Source organism: Streptomyces mutabilis (assembly GCF_014649815.1).
Classification (GTDB): Bacteria; Actinomycetota; Actinomycetes; order Streptomycetales; family Streptomycetaceae; genus Streptomyces; species Streptomyces mutabilis.
In genome coordinates this window covers 14,939-31,407 of the sequence record NZ_BMTT01000005.1, presented here as the reverse complement: position 1 = coordinate 31,407, position 16,469 = coordinate 14,939, and the positions used below count along the sequence as shown (strand labels likewise).

The 16,469-nt window shown below is 73.8% G+C and carries 17 protein-coding genes; 9 read left to right on the top strand and 8 right to left on the bottom strand.

The genetic code is table 11. From position 1 onward, the window contains the following. The first annotated feature begins 86 nt into the window (after positions 1-86). Positions 87-632: a DoxX family protein gene (locus IE142_RS13050; RefSeq protein WP_191885905.1), complete on the top strand. Its 546-nt coding sequence runs from the start codon at positions 87-89 to the stop codon at positions 630-632. Positions 633-706: 74 nt separating this feature from the next. After that, positions 707-1,270, top strand: coding sequence for a hemerythrin domain-containing protein (locus IE142_RS13045; RefSeq protein ID WP_191885904.1), 564 nt, complete (start codon positions 707-709; stop codon positions 1,268-1,270). Positions 1,271-1,329: 59 nt separating this feature from the next. Here IE142_RS13045 and IE142_RS13040 read toward each other — a convergent pair whose 3' ends face one another. After that, a complete protein-coding gene (locus IE142_RS13040) occupies positions 1,330-2,142 on the bottom strand; it encodes a glycosyltransferase family 9 protein (RefSeq protein WP_191885903.1) in 813 nt (270 codons plus the stop codon). Beyond that, the gene (locus IE142_RS13035) at positions 2,139-3,140 is read right to left on the bottom strand and encodes an NAD-dependent epimerase/dehydratase family protein (RefSeq protein WP_191886173.1); all 1,002 of its coding nucleotides are present in this window, start codon (positions 3,138-3,140) and stop codon (positions 2,139-2,141) included. Before IE142_RS13035 ends, IE142_RS13040 begins: the two co-directional genes overlap by 4 nt. 386 nt (positions 3,141-3,526) lie before the next feature. Here IE142_RS13035 and IE142_RS13030 point away from each other — a divergent pair, with 386 nt between their 5' ends. Next, the gene (locus IE142_RS13030; protein WP_191885902.1) at positions 3,527-4,852 is read left to right on the top strand and encodes an MFS transporter; all 1,326 of its coding nucleotides are present in this window, start codon (positions 3,527-3,529) and stop codon (positions 4,850-4,852) included. Positions 4,853-5,014: 162 nt separating this feature from the next. Here IE142_RS13030 and IE142_RS13025 read toward each other — a convergent pair whose 3' ends face one another. Both IE142_RS13025 and IE142_RS13020 read right to left on the bottom strand, forming a co-directional pair. Then, on the bottom strand, positions 5,015-5,530 hold the full coding sequence (locus tag IE142_RS13025) for a hypothetical protein (RefSeq protein ID WP_191885901.1): 516 nt from the start codon (positions 5,528-5,530) through the stop codon (positions 5,015-5,017). Between the two features lie 226 nt (positions 5,531-5,756). Beyond that, positions 5,757-6,080 (bottom strand): hypothetical protein, encoded by a 324-nt coding sequence (locus IE142_RS13020; protein ID WP_043376270.1) that lies wholly within the window; start codon positions 6,078-6,080, stop codon positions 5,757-5,759. A 99-nt stretch (positions 6,081-6,179) separates the two neighbouring features. On the opposite strand from IE142_RS13020, the gene IE142_RS13015 reads away from it, so the two are divergent. Continuing rightward, positions 6,180-7,049 carry a fructosamine kinase family protein gene (locus tag IE142_RS13015; protein WP_370466342.1) on the top strand — a complete coding sequence of 290 codons (870 nt, stop codon included), beginning with the start codon at positions 6,180-6,182 and terminating at the stop codon, positions 7,047-7,049. Positions 7,050-7,052: 3 nt separating this feature from the next. Here IE142_RS13015 and IE142_RS13010 read toward each other — a convergent pair whose 3' ends face one another. After that, positions 7,053-8,711: a catalase gene (locus tag IE142_RS13010; RefSeq protein ID WP_191885900.1), complete on the bottom strand. Its 1,659-nt coding sequence runs from the start codon at positions 8,709-8,711 to the stop codon at positions 7,053-7,055. 204 nt (positions 8,712-8,915) lie between these two features. Next, on the bottom strand, positions 8,916-9,152 hold the full coding sequence (locus IE142_RS13005; RefSeq protein ID WP_191885899.1) for a hypothetical protein: 237 nt from the start codon (positions 9,150-9,152) through the stop codon (positions 8,916-8,918). A gap of 157 nt (positions 9,153-9,309) precedes the next feature. Here IE142_RS13005 and IE142_RS13000 point away from each other — a divergent pair, with 157 nt between their 5' ends. The 3 genes from IE142_RS13000 to IE142_RS12990 are packed head-to-tail and all read left to right on the top strand — an operon-like array spanning position 9,310 to position 11,853. Further along, positions 9,310-9,975 carry a TetR/AcrR family transcriptional regulator gene (locus tag IE142_RS13000; protein ID WP_191885898.1) on the top strand — a complete coding sequence of 222 codons (666 nt, stop codon included), beginning with the start codon at positions 9,310-9,312 and terminating at the stop codon, positions 9,973-9,975. A 10-nt stretch (positions 9,976-9,985) separates the two neighbouring features. Further along, positions 9,986-10,771: an SDR family NAD(P)-dependent oxidoreductase gene (locus tag IE142_RS12995; protein WP_191885897.1), complete on the top strand. Its 786-nt coding sequence runs from the start codon at positions 9,986-9,988 to the stop codon at positions 10,769-10,771. Positions 10,772-10,812: 41 nt separating this feature from the next. Further along, positions 10,813-11,853 (top strand): NAD(P)-dependent alcohol dehydrogenase, encoded by a 1,041-nt coding sequence (locus IE142_RS12990; protein ID WP_191885896.1) that lies wholly within the window; start codon positions 10,813-10,815, stop codon positions 11,851-11,853. 131 nt (positions 11,854-11,984) lie between these two features. Here the strand turns inward: IE142_RS12990 and IE142_RS12985 are convergent, their stop codons facing one another. Beyond that, positions 11,985-13,517, bottom strand: a complete 1,533-nt coding sequence (locus IE142_RS12985) for a helix-turn-helix domain-containing protein (RefSeq protein ID WP_191885895.1) — start codon at positions 13,515-13,517, stop codon at positions 11,985-11,987. Between the two features lie 170 nt (positions 13,518-13,687). Here IE142_RS12985 and IE142_RS12980 point away from each other — a divergent pair, with 170 nt between their 5' ends. After that, positions 13,688-14,308 (top strand): L-threonylcarbamoyladenylate synthase, encoded by a 621-nt coding sequence (locus IE142_RS12980; RefSeq protein WP_179350412.1) that lies wholly within the window; start codon positions 13,688-13,690, stop codon positions 14,306-14,308. 119 nt (positions 14,309-14,427) lie between these two features. After that, positions 14,428-15,183, top strand: coding sequence for a dienelactone hydrolase family protein (locus IE142_RS12975; protein WP_191885894.1), 756 nt, complete (start codon positions 14,428-14,430; stop codon positions 15,181-15,183). Between the two features lie 250 nt (positions 15,184-15,433). On the opposite strand, the gene IE142_RS12970 is transcribed toward IE142_RS12975, so the two are convergent. Further along, positions 15,434-16,411: a TauD/TfdA dioxygenase family protein gene (locus IE142_RS12970; protein ID WP_191885893.1), complete on the bottom strand. Its 978-nt coding sequence runs from the start codon at positions 16,409-16,411 to the stop codon at positions 15,434-15,436. Between the last annotated feature and the right edge of the window lie 58 nt (positions 16,412-16,469).

Sequence of the window (16,469 nt, the reverse complement as noted above, 5' to 3'; positions counted from 1 at the left end):
CCGCCCCGGCCACCCGATGATCCCAGTGGGGCACCACACCCCCCTCCACCCCTGGCATTGCTCCGGTACCTCTTGGAGAGAGCGTCATGAGTCTTCTGCGTATCGCCGGCCGCCCGCTGCTCGCCTCGATGTTCGTCGCGGGCGGTCTGCAGTCCCTGCGGCGGCCCGAGGACCTGGCCCCAATCGCCGAGCCGATCGTGCGGCCGGTGACCGACCGCGTGCCCGTACTGCCGGACCGCACCGAACAACTCGTACGGCTCAACGGCGCCGTCCACGTCGTGGGCGGGCTCATGCTCGGCCTCGGCCGCCGTCCGCGCCTGGCCGCGCTGGCCCTCGCCGCGACGCTGGTCCCCACCACACTGGCGGCGCACCGCTACTGGGACGCGGAGGACCCCTCCGAACGCGCCCAGCAGCGTATCCACTTCCTGAAGAACCTGTCCATGATGGGCGGGCTGCTGATCGCGGCCGACGACACCGGCAGCGCCCCCTCGCTGCTGTGGCGCGGCCGGCACGCCGCCCAGGACCTGCGCCACGACGCCCACCTGGTGCGGCGTTCGGTCCCGGCCACGGCGCGTCCGGCGGCGACGGCGGCCGGCGTCAGGGCGAAGCTGAGCGCCTGCGCCGGGCGTTAGCCCACCGCCGCCGGGGGGACCCGACGCTCGTGGCGCGCCGGTCCCGGCCGCCACGACCTGGCTGGAGGTGAAACATGGGACACGGTGGAAACGTCATCGACGAGCTGACGACCGATCACCGTGAGGTCGAGGAGCTCTTCGGCAAGATCGAGGCGCTGCCGTCCGGACACAAGGACCGCAAGCTGTACGCCGAACAGGCGACGATCGAGCTGATCCGGCACTCGGTGGCGGAGGAGGCCTACCTCTACCCCGCCGTCCGTGAGCACGTGGCGGACGGGAACGCCCTCGCGGACAAGGAACTCGAAGATCACGCCGAGGCCGAGCAGATCATGAAGGACCTGGAGGGCTGCGCGGCGGACGACGCCGAGTTCGACCGGTTGATCGGCATGCTGATGAGCGAGATCCGTGAGCACGTCGCCGACGAGGAGGGCAACCTCTTCCCCCGGCTCCGCGAAGCGTGCCCCGCGGACGCCCTGAACGAGTTGGGCGACAAGGTCCGGCAGGCGAAGAAGACGGCGCCGACACGACCGCACCCGTCCGCCCCGGACAAGCCGCCGATGAACAAGCTGCTCGCACCCGGTGCGGGCATGGTCGACCGGGTGCGGGACGCCATGTCGGGTCGGGGCAAGTCCGGCTGACCGCGTCACCAGCGCCTACGAGGGCCCGTCGCCGTGGCGACGGGCCCTCGCGCACGCGATCAGTGGACGACACCCGGCAACCCCCGCACAGCCCGGGGCAGGTCCTGGGACGGGGCGGAGACCACCGGGGTGCCGACGGCGGTGGCCAGCCGGGCGGGTCCGCCGGACCCGGTGACGAGCGCGTCGGCGGCGCGCAGCACCCCCGCGAACGACCGCGGGTCGGTACGTCCCCCGAGGTCGACGCCCGTCTCGCCGGCGACCCGGCGGGTCAGCGCGGTCTCGTCCGGTCCGCCGGTGACGACGACGCGGTGCCCGGCGTCGGCGAGGTGCGCGGCCGCCGCCGCACCGCACTCGGCGTCCCAGGCACGGCGGAGGTCCCCCGCTCCCGGGTGGACGACGACGTACGGGCCGTTCCCGGTCAGTCCGGCGGTGTCGGGGGCCGGCCGCACGCGCAGTGCGCCGTCGTCGCCGCGCCGCAGCCCGAACCCCATCGCCGCGGCGGCGTCGAGGGCGGCCTCCTCCTCGGGGCGGCCGGCCGGGCCCACGGTGGCACCGATACGGCGCACTCGCGCCGCGCGCAGGAGGCTCATCGCGGACGAGGGAGCATGCCGCCCGCGAGCGAGGACGAGCGCGACGTCGTACGACTCCTCGCGCAGCCGGCGCACCAGGCCGTCGGTGTCGGCGCCGCCCGGTTCCGAGGGCGGGTCCCACTCCACGACGTCGTCGACGTGCGGCAGCAGCCGGGCGGCGGGCGCTCCGCGGGGGCCGCACAGCATGGTCACGCGGGTGGCCCGGGTGGCCACCGCGCGGACCGCCGGGCCCGCCAGGAGGACGTCGCCGAGTCCGCCGGGGCGGGCGACGAGCGCCTTCACGCCCACCACTCCCCCGTGCGCTCGGCCGGTGCCGCCGGGACCGGATCGGGTTGCTCCGCGAGGGCGGCGACGGTGCGTTCCAGGCCGTCCTGCCAGGTCACGCTCGGCAGCCAGCCGAAAATCTCGCGGGCGAAGCCGGTGACCGGCCGGGACTCCGCCGGTGGCACCCCCTCGACGAACTCCAGCGTCGATCCCGAGCCGGTCAGCTCGATCACCCGGCGGGCGATCTCCACCTCCGTGGGCTCCTCGTCGCCACCGATGTCCACGGGCCGTACCGACCGGCCGGCCGCGACCAGCAGCACGCCGTCGACCATGTCGTCGACGTAGCACAGCGGGTGCGTCAGGGCGCCGTCCCCGGTGACGGTGACCGGCCGGCCGGCGAGGGCCTGCTCGATGAAGGCGGCCGGCGTGCCCCCGTCGTCCGTCCGCATGCCGGGCCCGTAGCCGGTGAAGAGGCGGACGATCCCGGCGTTCGAACCGTGGGCGGCCGCGTGCGCGGCGACCAGGGCCTCGGAGAACCGGACGGCCTCGGCACGGGCCGTGTGCGGACCGACCGGATCGCCACCGTCACCGACAGGCGCCGGGGGCGAGGAGGCCAGCAGGAACCGGGCGCCGTCCCGCTCCGCGACGGCCAGCGCGGCCCGGGTCCCGAGGCTGCCGGTGTCGAGGATCTCCACGGGCCGCTCGGGCCAGGACGCCGGGGAGGTCCCCGGGCCCGCCAGGTGCAGGACCAGGTCGTAGGGGCCGGTGAGCAGATCGGCGCAGCCCTCTTGCGAGACGTCGTGTTCCAGGAAGCGGAAGCCGGGGCGGCCGGCGAGGTGGGCCACCTTCTCGGCGCGCCCGGTGGAGAGGTTGTCGAGGCAGTCGACTTCGACTCCCGAATCGAGCAGGCAGGTGCACAGATGTGACCCGAGGAACCCCGCGCCGCCGGTCACCAGGACTCGGTGCCAGGGCGGCCGGGCCTGCTCCCGCGGGCTGAACGCCGCCATCGGCATCATGAGGACGACCTTCCTTCCTCCGCAAGCGCTGACGAGCGTGCCCCGGGTGCCCCACCGAGCAGCTTTCATGCTCTGACGCCAGCCCGCGGCCCCTCCCGTACGGCCCGGACGTTGTGGCCACCGTCACGCCGGCCCGCATCCGTCGGCCCGGGCGGCCCGGCCCTGTGATCAAACCCACTCACGCCCCCAAGTCCCCTTCGGGACACCGGGACTTCGGTACTACTTTTCCTGGTACCGGAGATGGGTCGGCAAGGACTCACCGGAGCCTTCTGCCACGATGGTCGGCGCCGTCATCCGGCTCAGTGGAGCGGCCGCGCAGTGCAGCCGGCTTCTCGCTCCCGTCCTTTCCCCTTCCGGGTCCCCGACCCGTCTTCGAGTGGCGCACTGTGTCTTCTTCCCCTGCCTCCGCCCCGCCGGCCTCCCCGCCGCCTCCCACCCCCGCACCGTCCCGTTCGCCGTGGCGGTCACTGAGGTACCGCAGCATGCGCTGGTGGTCGGTCGCGAACTTCGTCTCGAACGCCGGTACGTGGATGCAGCTCACGGTGCAGAACCTGCTGGTCCTGCAGATCACCGGGTCGGCCGCCGCGACGGGTCTGTCCATGTCCGTCCAGGCCGCGCCGGCGCTGCTGATCAGCGTGTTCGGAGGTGCGGCCGTCGACCGCTTGCCGCGGAAGCTGACCGCCGCGGTCAGCCAGGCGATGCTCGGCGCGATCGCGTTCGTGACGGCGCTCATGGTGGCGCTCGACCGGCTGGACGTGACCTCCTTGATGGTGCTGGCCGCCGTCACAGGTGTCATCGCCACCGTCGACGGCCCGGCGTGCTCGCTGCTCGGCAACGACCTGGTCCCGGCCGAGGACGTGCCCTCCGCGATCGGGGTGGGCGCGCTGGTCCACCAGGCGGGCCGTCTCACGGGCGCCGCGCTGGCGGGGGTGACCGTTGGTTTTCTGGGCACGGCCGCCGCCTACGCCGCCAATGGCTTGTCGTTTCTGTTCGTCGCCTCGGTCATTCCCTTCCTGCGCCCTGCACGGGGCGCGGTCAAGCAGGTGGCGGCCGTGCGCCGCGAGGGCATGGGCGTGCGCGAGGGACTGGCCTTCTTCGCCCGCCGTCCCCGGCTGCTGGCGCTGGCCGGTGTCACGGGGGTCAGCGCGGTCTTCGGGCGCAACTACCAGCTGACCCTGGCGGTGCTCGTCACCGGGCCGCTCGCGGGCGGCGCCGGGTCGTTCGGCACGGTCTCCACGGTGCTGGCCGCCGGTGGCATCGTCGGCGCGGTCCTGGGGGCCCGGCTGCGGCGGCCCTCGGTGCGGGTCGTGGGCGCGCTGGCCGCGGTGGGCGGACTGCTGCAGGTGGTGGCCGGCCTGTCGCCGTCGCTGGCCGTCCTCCTGGTGATGGTGCTGCCCATGGCCGTTGTGGAGTCCGTCTCCGACACGGCCGGTACGGCGGTCCTCCAGACCGACCCTCCCGCGTCGATGCGGGGCCGGGTCCTCGGGGTGTGGGGCAGCATCGGCACGGTGTGGGGCCTGGGCGGCCCGCCGGCGCTGGGCCTGCTGATGGAACTGGCCGGCGCGCGCGGCGCCCTCATCGCGGGCGGCCTCATCATCGCCGGCACGATCGGCGCGGGGCACGTGCTGCGGGCTCGTCTGCCCGCAGGGGCGGTGCCCGTGCGGGGCGACAAGGAGGCGCCGGCACGGGCGGCGCTGGGGACGGCGGCCTGAGTCTCGCGGGGCGTGAGCCGAGCAGGGCCTTCTCGCGTCACGTGGGCCGAACAGCCCTCCCCGCGGCACGCAGGCCGAACCGGCACTTCCCACAGCGCGCAAGCCGAGCAGGCACCGGGGGAGGCACGGCGGGCCGCCGCGGGCACCGCACCCCGCCGCCCGTCAGGCGACGAGCGCCTGCCCCGGGCCCAGCCGAGCGACGAGTTCGGCGTGGTGCAGTTCGGCCACGGGCGCGACCAGGTCGGGGTGGCGCAGCAACGCCGCCGCCCGCCGGTCGCGGTCGTCGGGAGTGAGCAGGCGGCGGAACTCGACGGGCGTACCGCCCTCGGCCAGCGCGGCCACCGCGCGGGCGGCGAGTTGCGGGTCGGTCAGCAGGCAGGCGGCCCAGCTCACGACGACCTCGTCCACCCAGCTCCGCCAGGCCGCCTCCTCAACGTCCACGCTCCCCGCGCCGTCCGCGCCGGTGATCCAGTCGAGGCGGGCTGAACCCCCCGGACCGGACACGCCCATCAGGCCGACGTCCATCGCGGTCGGGTAGCGGAGTCGGGCGGCCACCGTCACCGCCTGCCGTGCCTGCGCCTCGGACAGGGCACAGGCCAGCGCCCCACCCGACGCCGGGTAGGCGCGGGTGAGCCACTGGGCGGTCGCCGCGATGACGGGAGAGAGATCTGCGTGCACTGCCGGGCCGTCCGAACTGCTCGTCGAGGGAGGACAGGGGAACGGCGAGAACCGTAGCCCGCGGCGCACCGAACGGAACATGGCCCGGCTCTCGTCCACGGCGTGGCCTCGGCCACATCCACCGGCCGGAAACCCGGGACCCGTGCCGCCGAGCCGAGCGCGCTCAGGACCGGAGCACGGGTGCTTCCGTCTCCTTCCTCGACAGCGCCTGGCGCGACGGTGCCGCTCACCAGGCCACGCTGGGGATCGCGGGACGGCGTACCGCTTCCGCGGCGTCCCGCAGGTGCAGGGCGACGGTGATCAGGGCGCGCAGGGCCGACGGGCGCAGGCTCTGCGCGCTCTCGGCCGCCAGCACCAGCAGACAGCCCGCTGCCTGCTCGACGACCGGGACCGAGAAGGCGAAATCGTCGCCGTCGGCCCCGCGGAAGGCGCGCCAGGGCGTCGCGGCCCCGTCGATGGCCTTGTGGACCGCCTGCTCGAGGTGGTGGGCGGCCTGTTCGCACACGGGGGCGGGCAGGGTGATGGTGCGATGGAACGCTGAACTGGTCATAATCCCACTGCTCCCCCGTGCCCGAGGCCTTCGATCGGCGTACCGGGCGATTTTCACCGGGTCGGCCGCAGTGGGCGCCGTGTGGCTAGTCTGTCGGCCGTGTACCCCGCCACCTCGCCCTCGGCCGCCGCGGCCCAGTTCACCGGCCGTTCGGTGACCGGTGAACGCCAGTTGTCCGGTTCGCTCACCGAGGTCGCCCTCGACGACGGGCGCACGGTGGTGGTCAAGCGCGGCGACAGTGCGGAGGCGGCGCGGGCCGAGGCCGCGGGGCTGCGCTGGCTGGCCGGCTCCGGCACGGTCCGGATCCCGGTGGTGCACGGTGACGACGAGCACTGGCTGGTCACCGACCGTGTGGCGCGGGGCCGGGCGAGTGCGGAGGCGGCGGCCCGTTTCGGCCGGGACCTGGCCGCCCTGCACGCCGCCGGGGCGCCGGCGTTCGGGGCGGCGCCGCCCGGCGGGCCCGAGGACGCGTACATCGGTCCCGCACCGATGCGCAACGAGCCTGGGGACGACTGGCCGCGCTGGTACGCCGAGCACCGTGTGCTGCCGTATCTGCGGTGCGCGGTGGACTCGGGCACCGTCCGGTCGGCCGAGGCGGCGGACGTCGAGCGGGTCTGCGAGCTGCTGCCCGCCCTGGCGGGGCCGGGCGAGCCGCCGGCCAGGCTGCACGGTGACCTGTGGAACGGGAACGTGCTGTGGGGTGCCGACGGGCAGGTGCACCTGATCGACCCGGCGGCGCACGGCGGGCACCGGGAGACCGACCTGGCGATGCTGCGCCTCTTCGGCTGCCCGCACCTGGAGCTGATCCTGGCGGCCTACGAGGAGGCGGCACCGCTCGCCGACGGCTGGGCCGACCGAGTGGGCGTGCACCAGCTCTTCCCGCTGCTGGTGCACGCCGTGCTGTTCGGACGCGGTCACGCCGAGCAGGCCCTCACGGCGGCCCGGGCGGCACTCCGGCGTGCCCGGTGAGGGTCACCGCGTGACGACGTGCCGCTCGTTCGGGACGCAGTGGGTCATCGTCAGGCCCTCGACGTCGCGCGGCGGATTCTTGCCGAGGTTGGCCAGCCGTTCGCGGTCCTCGTCGGTGAGGTCCTGGCTCGCCAGCGGTTCCAGGTGCTTCACGTCCTGCGGGCTGATGCCGATGCCCTCGCCGACCCGCAGACCGAGGTCGTTCTCGACCAGCAGGAAGTGCCACACCATGCGCTCCTGCACCGGCCGGTCGCACTGGGAGAGCAGGTTGACGAAGTTCGCCACCAAGTCGTCGCGCTCCCACTCCTCCAGCAGCAGGTAGCGCTGCCCGGCCTGCATGTAGTCGTTGGTGCGCGGGATGCGCTTGCGGGTGAGCCGCCCCTGGATCTCGGGTCCCTGCTCGTCGTGCGTGGGGTACTCGGCCTCGCGCAGGCCGCCGGTGATGGACGGCTCGTAGTTGACGATCGGGTTCTCGCCGCCGCCGTCCTGGTGGTAGGCCATCAGTCCGTCGCGCTGGTTGGTGCGCACATCGGCGTTCTTGGCCTGGTTGACGGGCAGCTGGAGGTAGTTCGGGCCGACCCGGTAGCGCTGGGTGTCGCTGTACGAGAAGGTGCGGCCGACCAGCATCTTGTCGTCGGAGAAGTCGAGACCGTCGACGAGGACGCCGGTGCCGAAGGAGATCTGCTCGTTCTCGGCGAAGTAGTTGTCCGGCATCCGGTCGAGCACCATCCGGCCGACCGGCTTCGCCGGGAACTCCTGCTCCGGCCAGGTCTTGGTGTCGTCGAGCGGGTCGAAGTCCAGCTCCGGGTGGTCGTGGTCGTCCATCATCTGGACGAGCAGTTCCCACTCGGGGTAGTCGCCGCGCGTGACGGCGTCGTAGAGGTCCTTGGTGGCGTGGCCGAGGTCGTGGGCCTGGACGTTGGCCGCGTCCTCCTCGGTCATGCTGCGGACGCCCTGCTTGGGCATCCAGTGGTACTTGACGAGCTTGGTCTCCCCCGCCGCGTTGACCCACTTGTAGGTGTTGACGCCGAAGCCCTGCTGGTGGCGGTAGTCCGCCGGGATGCCGCGCGGACTGAACAGGTTGATCAGCATGTGCATGGACTCCGGCGTCTGCGACATGAAGTCGAAGATGCGCCGGGGCTGCTGCGTGAAGGTCACGGGGTCCGGCTTGAGGGCGTGGATGACGTCCGGGAACTTGATCGCGTCGCGGATGAAGAAGACGGCGAGGTTGTTGCCGACGAGGTCCCAGTTGCCGTCCTCGGTGTAGAACTTCACCGCGAAGCCTCGGGGGTCGCGGGCCGTCTCGGCGGAGTCGCGTCCGCCGATGACGGTGGAGAACCGCACGGCGAGGTCGGTGCGCTTGCCCCGCTCCTGGAACAGCTTGGCCCGGGTGTAGCGGTCGATGGGCTCGTCGCCCCATGCCCCGTACGCTTCGAAGTAGCCGTAGGCGGTCACTCCGCGGGCGTGCACGACCCGCTCGGGGATGCGCTCGCGGTCGAAGTGGCTGATCTTCTCCAGGAACTGGTAGTTCTCCAGCGTGGCGGGGCCGCGCGCGCCGACCGTGCGCTGGTTCTGGTTGTCGTAGACGGGGTGCCCTTGTCGGTTGGTGAGCACCTTGCGGTCGTCGCCGGGGGCGGGTCCCTGGCTCGATACGTCCGTCATGTTCGTGGGCTCCTTCGACTCGTGGCCGCCCTCGGACGCGGCCCTGAGCTGCGAGGCGGCCGTAAGCCGCGCACATGGGCGCCCCGGGTACCCCACCCCGGAGCGTCCGACACATGCCGGTCACCCGTTTCGCGGCAGTCCGCACGCCGGGGCCCGGCCACCCGGCTCATCGGGTGCCCGGGCCCCGGCGGATGGCGGGGCTGGTCAGCCGGCGTTGAGACGCGCGCGCAGCAGCCCCTTGCCCAGTTCGGCGCCCTTGCGGCTGTCCGCCTGCGCCTTGCGGAACAGTTCCGCGACCTCGGTGTCCTTGTTGCGCTCGGCGTCCTGGATGTACGTCTCCAGGCGCAGCGCGTTGTTCAGGCACGACTCGACGTACCAGATCAGGTTGTAGTCCTTGTCCTGCGTGCCGGTCACGCCGCCGGTCTCCGTGCCGCTGGTCATGCGGTCCTCCTCCTCGAGGTGTTCGGTCCGAACTGCGGGCCGGGTACCCGTGGCGCCGCGTGGCACACGACCCCGGAACAGCGTCCGACGCACCAGTCAACATGTCCCATTGGGTCACATGTCCCGATGGGACATTTTCGGGTGTACGCTCGGAGGCATGACGGCAACGAAGCCCTCCCCCGCCTCCGGCGACCGGCGGCAGCGCAAGGCGCTGCGGACCCGCGACGCGCTCGCCACCGCCGCCTGCGACCTGATCCTGGAGCGCGGATCGGCCGCGACCACGGTGGAGGCCATCGCCGAGCGCGCCGACGTCACGCGCCGCACGTTCAGCCGGCACTTCGCCGGCAAGGAGGACGCCGCACTCGACTTCGTCCGCCGGGACGGCGACCGCATCAACGCGTTGCTGCGGTCCCGGCCCGCCGACGAGCCGCCCCTGCTCGCCTACCGCAGGGCGGTGCGCGACTGGTTGACCGACCCGGGCGACCCGGCCTGGCACGTCCGTCCCAGGATGCGCCGGCTGTTGGCCCTGGCCGACAGCGAGCCCGACCTGTTCGCCGCCTACCAGCGGATCCGGGTCGACGCCCAGGAGGAGTCGATCCGCATCGTCGCCGACCGGCTCGGCACCGACGACGCGCGGGACATACGCCCGGCAGCCCTCGTCGACGCCGCCGCCGGAGTCCTGATCGCCGCCATGCGTCTGTGGGCGCGCGGCGACGAGCGGGACTCGGGAGCCGCAGACCTCGCCGCCCTCGTGGAGCGGGCCTACGACGCCCTGACTACGGAGGCCGCGGCCGCGACCCCCGACAGCACCACCGAAGAGTGAGAACCACACCATGAGCACCACCAGCACCACCCCCACCGCCGACGCCGCCGAGTTCACCGGCCGCACCGCCCTCGTCACCGGCGCGGCCTCCGGAATCGGCCTGGCCACCGCCCGCCGCCTCGGCGCCGGCGGCGCGAACGTCGTCGTCGCCGACTACAACGCCGAGGGCGCCGAGAAGGCCGCAGCCGAGCTGGCGGCGGCGGGCATCCGCGCGGCGGCCGTCGAGCTGGACGTGACCCGTCCGGAGTCCGTCGAGGCCGCCGTGAAGTTCGCCGTCGACACCTACGGCGGCCTGGACCTCGCCGTGAACAACGCCGGGATCGGCGGCCCGAGCGCCCCGACCGGCGAGTACGACGTGGACGCGTACAACCGCGTCGTACGCACCAACCTCGACGGCGTCTTCCACTCGATGCGCTACGAACTGCCCGCCATGGAGGCGGCCGGCGACGGCGGCGCCATCGTCAACGTCGCCTCCATCCTCGGCTCGGTCGGCTTCGCCGGCTCCCCCGCCTACGTCGCCGCCAAGCACGGCGTGGTCGGGCTGACGAAGGCCGCGGCCGCCGAATACGCCGCCAAGGGCATCCGGGTCAACGCGGTCGGCCCCGGCTTCATCGACACCCCGCTGCTGAAGACCATGGACGAGGCCGCCTACAACGGTCTGGTCGCCCTGCACCCGGCCGGCCGGCTCGGACGCTCCGAGGAGGTGGCCGAGCTGATCGCCTTCCTGCTGTCGGACCGGGCGTCGTTCGTCGCCGGCAGCTACCACCTGGTCGACGGCGCCTACACCGCCGTCTGAGGTCATTCACCCACCCGGGGGAGGAACGAAGGAGTACGACCATGAAGGCACTTCAGTACCGCACCATCGGGGCCCCGCCCGAGGTGGTCACGGTCCGCGACCCCGAGCCCGGCCCCGGCCAAGTGCTGCTGGAGGTCACCGCCGCCGGCGTCTGCCACTCCGACATCGCGGTGATGGGCTGGCCCGCGGAGGGCTTCCCGTACGAGCTGCCGCTGACCCTCGGCCACGAGGGCGTCGGCACGGTGGCCGCGCTCGGCGACGGGGTGACCGGACTGAACGAGAGCGACGCGGTCGCCGTGTACGGCCCCTGGGGCTGCGGCGCCTGCGCCAAGTGCGCCGAGGGCAAGGAGAACTACTGCCTGCGCGCCGGCGAGCTGGGCATCCACCCGCCGGGGCTCGGGCGTCCCGGGTCCATGGCCGAGTACCTGCTCGTCGACGACCCCCGGCACCTGGTCCCGCTGGACGGACTGGACCCGGTCGCGGCGGTGCCGCTGACCGACGCCGGGCTGACGCCGTACCACGCCGTCAAGCGGTCGCTGCCCAAGCTGGTCCCCGGGTCGACCGCGGTGGTCATCGGCGCCGGCGGCCTCGGTCACGTCGCCATCCAGTTGCTGCGCGCGCTGACCTCCGCCCGGGTCGTCGCCCTCGACGTCAGCGAGGACAAGCTGCGTCTCGCCCGCGAGGTGGGCGCCCACGAGGCGGTGCTGTCGGACGAGAAGGCGGCGGACGCGGTGCGTGAACTCACCGGCGGTCTCGGCGCCGAGGCCGTGTTCGACTTCGTCGGTGCGGCGCCGACCGTCAGGACCGCGGGCGCCGTCGCGGCCGTGGAGGGCGATGTCACCCTGGTCGGCATCGGCGGCGGATCGATCCCCGTCGGCTTCGGCCTGCTGCCCTTCGAGGTGTCCGTCAGCGCCCCCTACTGGGGCAGCCGCGGCGAGCTGATCGAAGTGCTGAACCTGGCCCGCTCGGGTGCCGTGTCCGTGCACACCGAGACGTACTCCCTGGACGACGCACCGCTCGCGTACGAGCGGCTCCACGGAGGCAAGGTCAACGGCCGCGCGGTGATCCTGCCCCACGGCTGACCGCCGGACGTCCCGGACCACGGGGCGCGACCGGTCCCCCGTTCCGGTCGGCCCCCCGCGGCCCGTTGAACCTACGTGGACGGCTCCGCCGTTGTGAATCGTGCCGGTGCCCGCTGCCGGACCATCCGGACTCACCCGTGCACAGGTGAGTCCGGATGGTCCGTTTTCATCCTGTGCAGCGCGGGCTGGTCGAGGTCCCCCGCCACCAGGTGGGCGAGCACGACCTCGTACAGGTCGCTGCCGGCGGCGAGCAGTTCACGTTCGAGGACGGGCTCGGCGCTGCGGACGTGCTCGCGCACCGTCTGTGCGTGCACGCCGAGCGTCTGGGCGGCCCGCTCGGCGTTGCCGCCGACGGCGATCCAGGTGCGCAGCGTGCGCCGCAGGTTGCGGGTGTCCGGCTCCAGGCGGCCCAGCAGGTCCCCGGCCCAGGCACGCAGCGCGGGTCCGGCGAGCAGATCGGTGAGTCGGGCGGTGCCGACACGTCCGGCGTCGCCGTCGGCACGGACCTGGTCGGCGGCGGTCTGGGCGTTCACGGCGAGGTGGACGGCGGCGCGCACGGTCAGGTCGGTGAAGTCGGTGCGCAGCAGTGCCTCGACCCGGTCCATCCGGGCGCGGACCGTGTTGCGGCTGACGCCGAGGATCTTCGCGGTGTTGACGGCGGTGAACTCCAAGCCGAGCCGGGTGGTGGCGAGCAGTTCGGCACGGGTGTGGTGCGGCAGCGCGTCCAGGGGGCGCAGCAGGTGGGCCGTCCAGCCGTACAGGGCCGCCGGGTCCATCAGGCGTTCCGGGCGGGTGCGCTCGGCGTACACGGCCGCCTTCTGGGGCCGGAAGCGGGCCACGGCCAGGGCGCTCACGGCCTGGCCGTACGCCGTGGCGGTGCGGGCGAGGCTCTGCGGCGCGCTGCCGCCGAGGAAGACGCCGGGGATGCGGCCGACGAGCGAGCGCAGCTGCTGCCCGGCCGCGTCGCGGGGCGTCAGGACGATCACGTGACCGTCCATCGCCGGGCAGCGCACGACCAGCGCCCGGTCCCCCGTGACCGACAGGCATTCCTCGGCGAGACGGTCGCGCTCCCCCGGGTCGCTCTCGACGACGTACACGCACGCCACGTCGGTGTCGAGGAGACCCGGCCACAGTCCGGCGGCCACGCGGCGGGCGGAGACGGTGTCCTCCACCATCAGCAGTTGCAGGATCGCCAGGCGCAGGTCGGCGGTGGCGCGCCGCAGCCGGTGGCCGGCGGCGGTCGACTCGTGGCCGGCCAGCAGTAGTTCCAGGACCTGGGCGGTGTGCGTGACGATGTCAGAGGTCCGGCGGTCGAAGGGCGCGTCGCGGGTCACCGCGAGGACGGCGGGCGAGGCCGGATGGACCCGGTCCACGCGCACGAGCCGCAGATGGCGGCCCCGGTCTTCCAGGGCGGCGGTGGCGATCCGGCCCGAGGTGATGTCGGCCGCCAGTGACTCGTCCGGGCCGGTGCGGGTGCCGGCCAGCAGGCGGCCTGTGCCGTCCTGCAACGACACGGTCGCGTGCGCGGCCGAGGCCAGCCAGGTCACCACCCTGTGCACGTCGCGTCCGGCCGGCCGCAGGTGATCGAGCAGTTCCGCCGCCCAGTCGGCGTGCGCACCGGCTCCCGCCGTCCGCTGCCGCGTCCCGTCCTCTCGGCCCGCCACGTCGGCCTTCTCCTCGTCCTCGCCTCGACCCCGGCTCGAGTGCGGACGGTACCGCATGGCCCCCCGCGCGCACGGTGCCCCGGCCGGAGCGTGCCGTCGCCAGGGTCCCGCGTCGGTGCCACAGACCGGGCCTGCCGGTCGGTGCGCGCCGGCGGGCATAAGCTCGGTGAATGGCGAAGTACTTCGACGTGCACCCCGACAACCCCCAGCCGCGCAGCATCGCCCAGGTCGCCGACAGCGTCCGTTCCGGCGCGCTGATCGCGTACCCCACGGACTCCTGTTACGCGCTCGGCTGCCGGCTGGGCAGCCGTGACGGCACCGACCGCATCCGGTCGATCCGGCAACTGGACAATCGGCACCACTTCACGCTGGTCTGCCAGGACTTCGCGCAGCTCGGCCAGTTCGTGCAGATCGACAACGATGTGTTCCGGGCGATCAAGGCGTCCACGCCCGGCAGTTACACGTTCATCCTGCCCGCGACGCGGGAGGTGCCGCGCATGCTCCAGCACCCCAAGAAGAAGACCGTGGGCGTGCGCATCCCCGACCACGTCGTCGCCCAGGCCCTGCTCGCCGAACTCGGCGAGCCGCTGCTGTCCAGCACGCTGCTGCTGCCCGGTGAGGACGAGCCGATGACGCAGGGCTGGGAGATCAAGGACCGGCTCGACCACGTGCTGGACGCGGTGATCGACTCGGGCGACTGCGGCACCGAGCCGACCACGGTCGTCGACTTCTCCGGCGGTGAGGTGGAGATCGTGCGGCGGGGCGCGGGCGACACGGACCGGTTCGAGTAGCGGGTCGCCTGCCGTGCGGGGGCAGGGCGTCCCCCCGGGTCCGGCGTGCCAGGATGGCCATGATCCGCCGGTGCGGCCGGCGGGTCTCCCGCGAGCATCCGAACGAGAGGCAGCCCGCCGTGACCGCCGTACAGGGAACCGCCGTCGACATCCCCACCGAGGACGGCACCGCCGACGCCTACCTGACGCACCCCGCCGACGGTGGAGCACGTCCCGCGGTGCTGCTCTACATGGACGCCTTCGGGCTGCGCCCGCGGCTGCGGCAGATGGCCGACCGGCTGGCCGGCGCCGGGTACACCGTCCTGGTGCCGAACGTCTTCTACCGGAACGGGCGGGCGCCGGTCGTGCGGTTGCCCGAGTTCATCGACCCGGCGGCGCGGCCGGAGCTCTTCCGGCTCCTCGGACCGGCCTTCGAGGCGCTCACGCCCGACCGGGCGACGCGGGACGCGGACGCCTACCTGCGGTGGCTGGAGCGGTGTCCGGCGGCGGCCGACGGACCGGTCGCCCTGTCGGGGTACTGCATGGGTGCGGGTCTCGCCCTGCGCACGGCCGGCGCCCATCCGGGCCGGGTCGCCGCGGCGGCCGGCTTCCACGGCGCCAACCTGGCGACCGAGGCGCCGGACAGTCCGCACCTGGTGGCCGGCCGGATCACCGCCGAGGTGTACTTCGGCCACGCGGACCAGGACCGGGGCATGCCCGCCGAGCAGCAGGAGCGCCTGGCCGCGGCCCTGCACGAGGCCGGCGTCCGGCACCGCTGCGAGGTGTACGAGGGAGCCCACCACGGATACACGCAGGCCGACACCGCGGCGTACGACCCGGCGGCGACCGAGCGGCACTGGGATGCGTTGCTCGACCTGCTGAAGCGCACGTTCTGACCCGCTTCCTCTCGTAGCGGCCCCCGGGGGCGGGAAGCGGCGGGCCTCCTCTCCTCGGGCCGCCCCGGCGGCCGTCGTCGCCGTACCGGCGGCGGGCAGGCGGTCGGAACGAGACCCCGACCGCTCCTCCTTCCGGGAGGGCCTGCTGCGCCGCCACCATGGCAACCGGGGCAGGAGGTCGGCCCGCCGGTCGAGGACGGCGGGGCCGTCCCGCTCGCCTGCCGGGTGACCGTCCCGCTCGGCCGACGGTTCACCAGCGTCCCGGCTCGCTGCCGACGATCGCCTCGGAGGGGGAGCCGTCGACCCCGGCCGGTACGTCACCGGCGAGCATGACGCGGTGCATGGTCCGGGAATGGCCGAGGTGGACGTTGTCGCTCGGGGCCAGGTGGATGGTGGCCCGGTTGTCCCAGAACGCGACGCTGCCCGGCTCCCAGCGGAAGCGGACGGTGTACTCGGGCCGGGTCGCCTGCTCCAGCAGCAGCTTCAGGACCGCCGCGCTCTCGGGGCGGGAGAGGCCGGCGATCTGCTCGACGTAGTAGCCGTTGACGAACAGAACCCGCTCCCCCGTCTCCGGGTGGACGCGGACCAGCGGGTGCACGGTCGCCGTCTGGTGGTCCAGCAGGTGCCGGACGTAGGCGTCGTCGCCCGGCCGGGGCTGGTAGCCGACGCCGAGGCGGTGCTCGGCGCGCAGTCCGTCGGCGAACGCGCGCATCGGGGCGGACAGTCCGGCGTAGGCGGCGGCGAGGTTCGACCAGGTGGTGTCGCCGCCGTACGGCGGGACGGTCTCGGCGCGCAGGATCGTGAAGGCCGGCGGGTCGACGCGGGCGCCGTGGTCGCAGTGCCAGCCGCGCAGCAGGGTGTGCCGGCGCCGCCGCAGCCACTCCTCGTGGTCCATCCCGAACCGCCCGCCCAGCTCCAGTCGGTCGGCGGTCGTCTCGATCTCCGGGTGGCCGGCCGGCGAGGCCGTGCCGCGCCGGGGAAGCACGACCGGCTCGCCGAAGTGCCGCGCGAACGCGACGAGTCCGGCGTGCTCGAGGCGCTGGCCGCGGAAGAACACCACCTTCCAGCGCAGCACCGCCGCCCGGATCGCCGCGACCCGCGCCGCGTCGAGGCCGGCGGCCAGGTCGACGCCGTGGATCTCGGCGCCGATGTGCCCGGCCGCCGGTGCCACCCCGATCCCGGCCGCGTCCGCCGCCGTGCGTGCCGCCGTATCCCTGTCCGTCGTCATGCGCGCTCCCGTGGTCGGTCGTCCGTGTCGGCTCCGGGACTGATCGTGGCAGACGGAC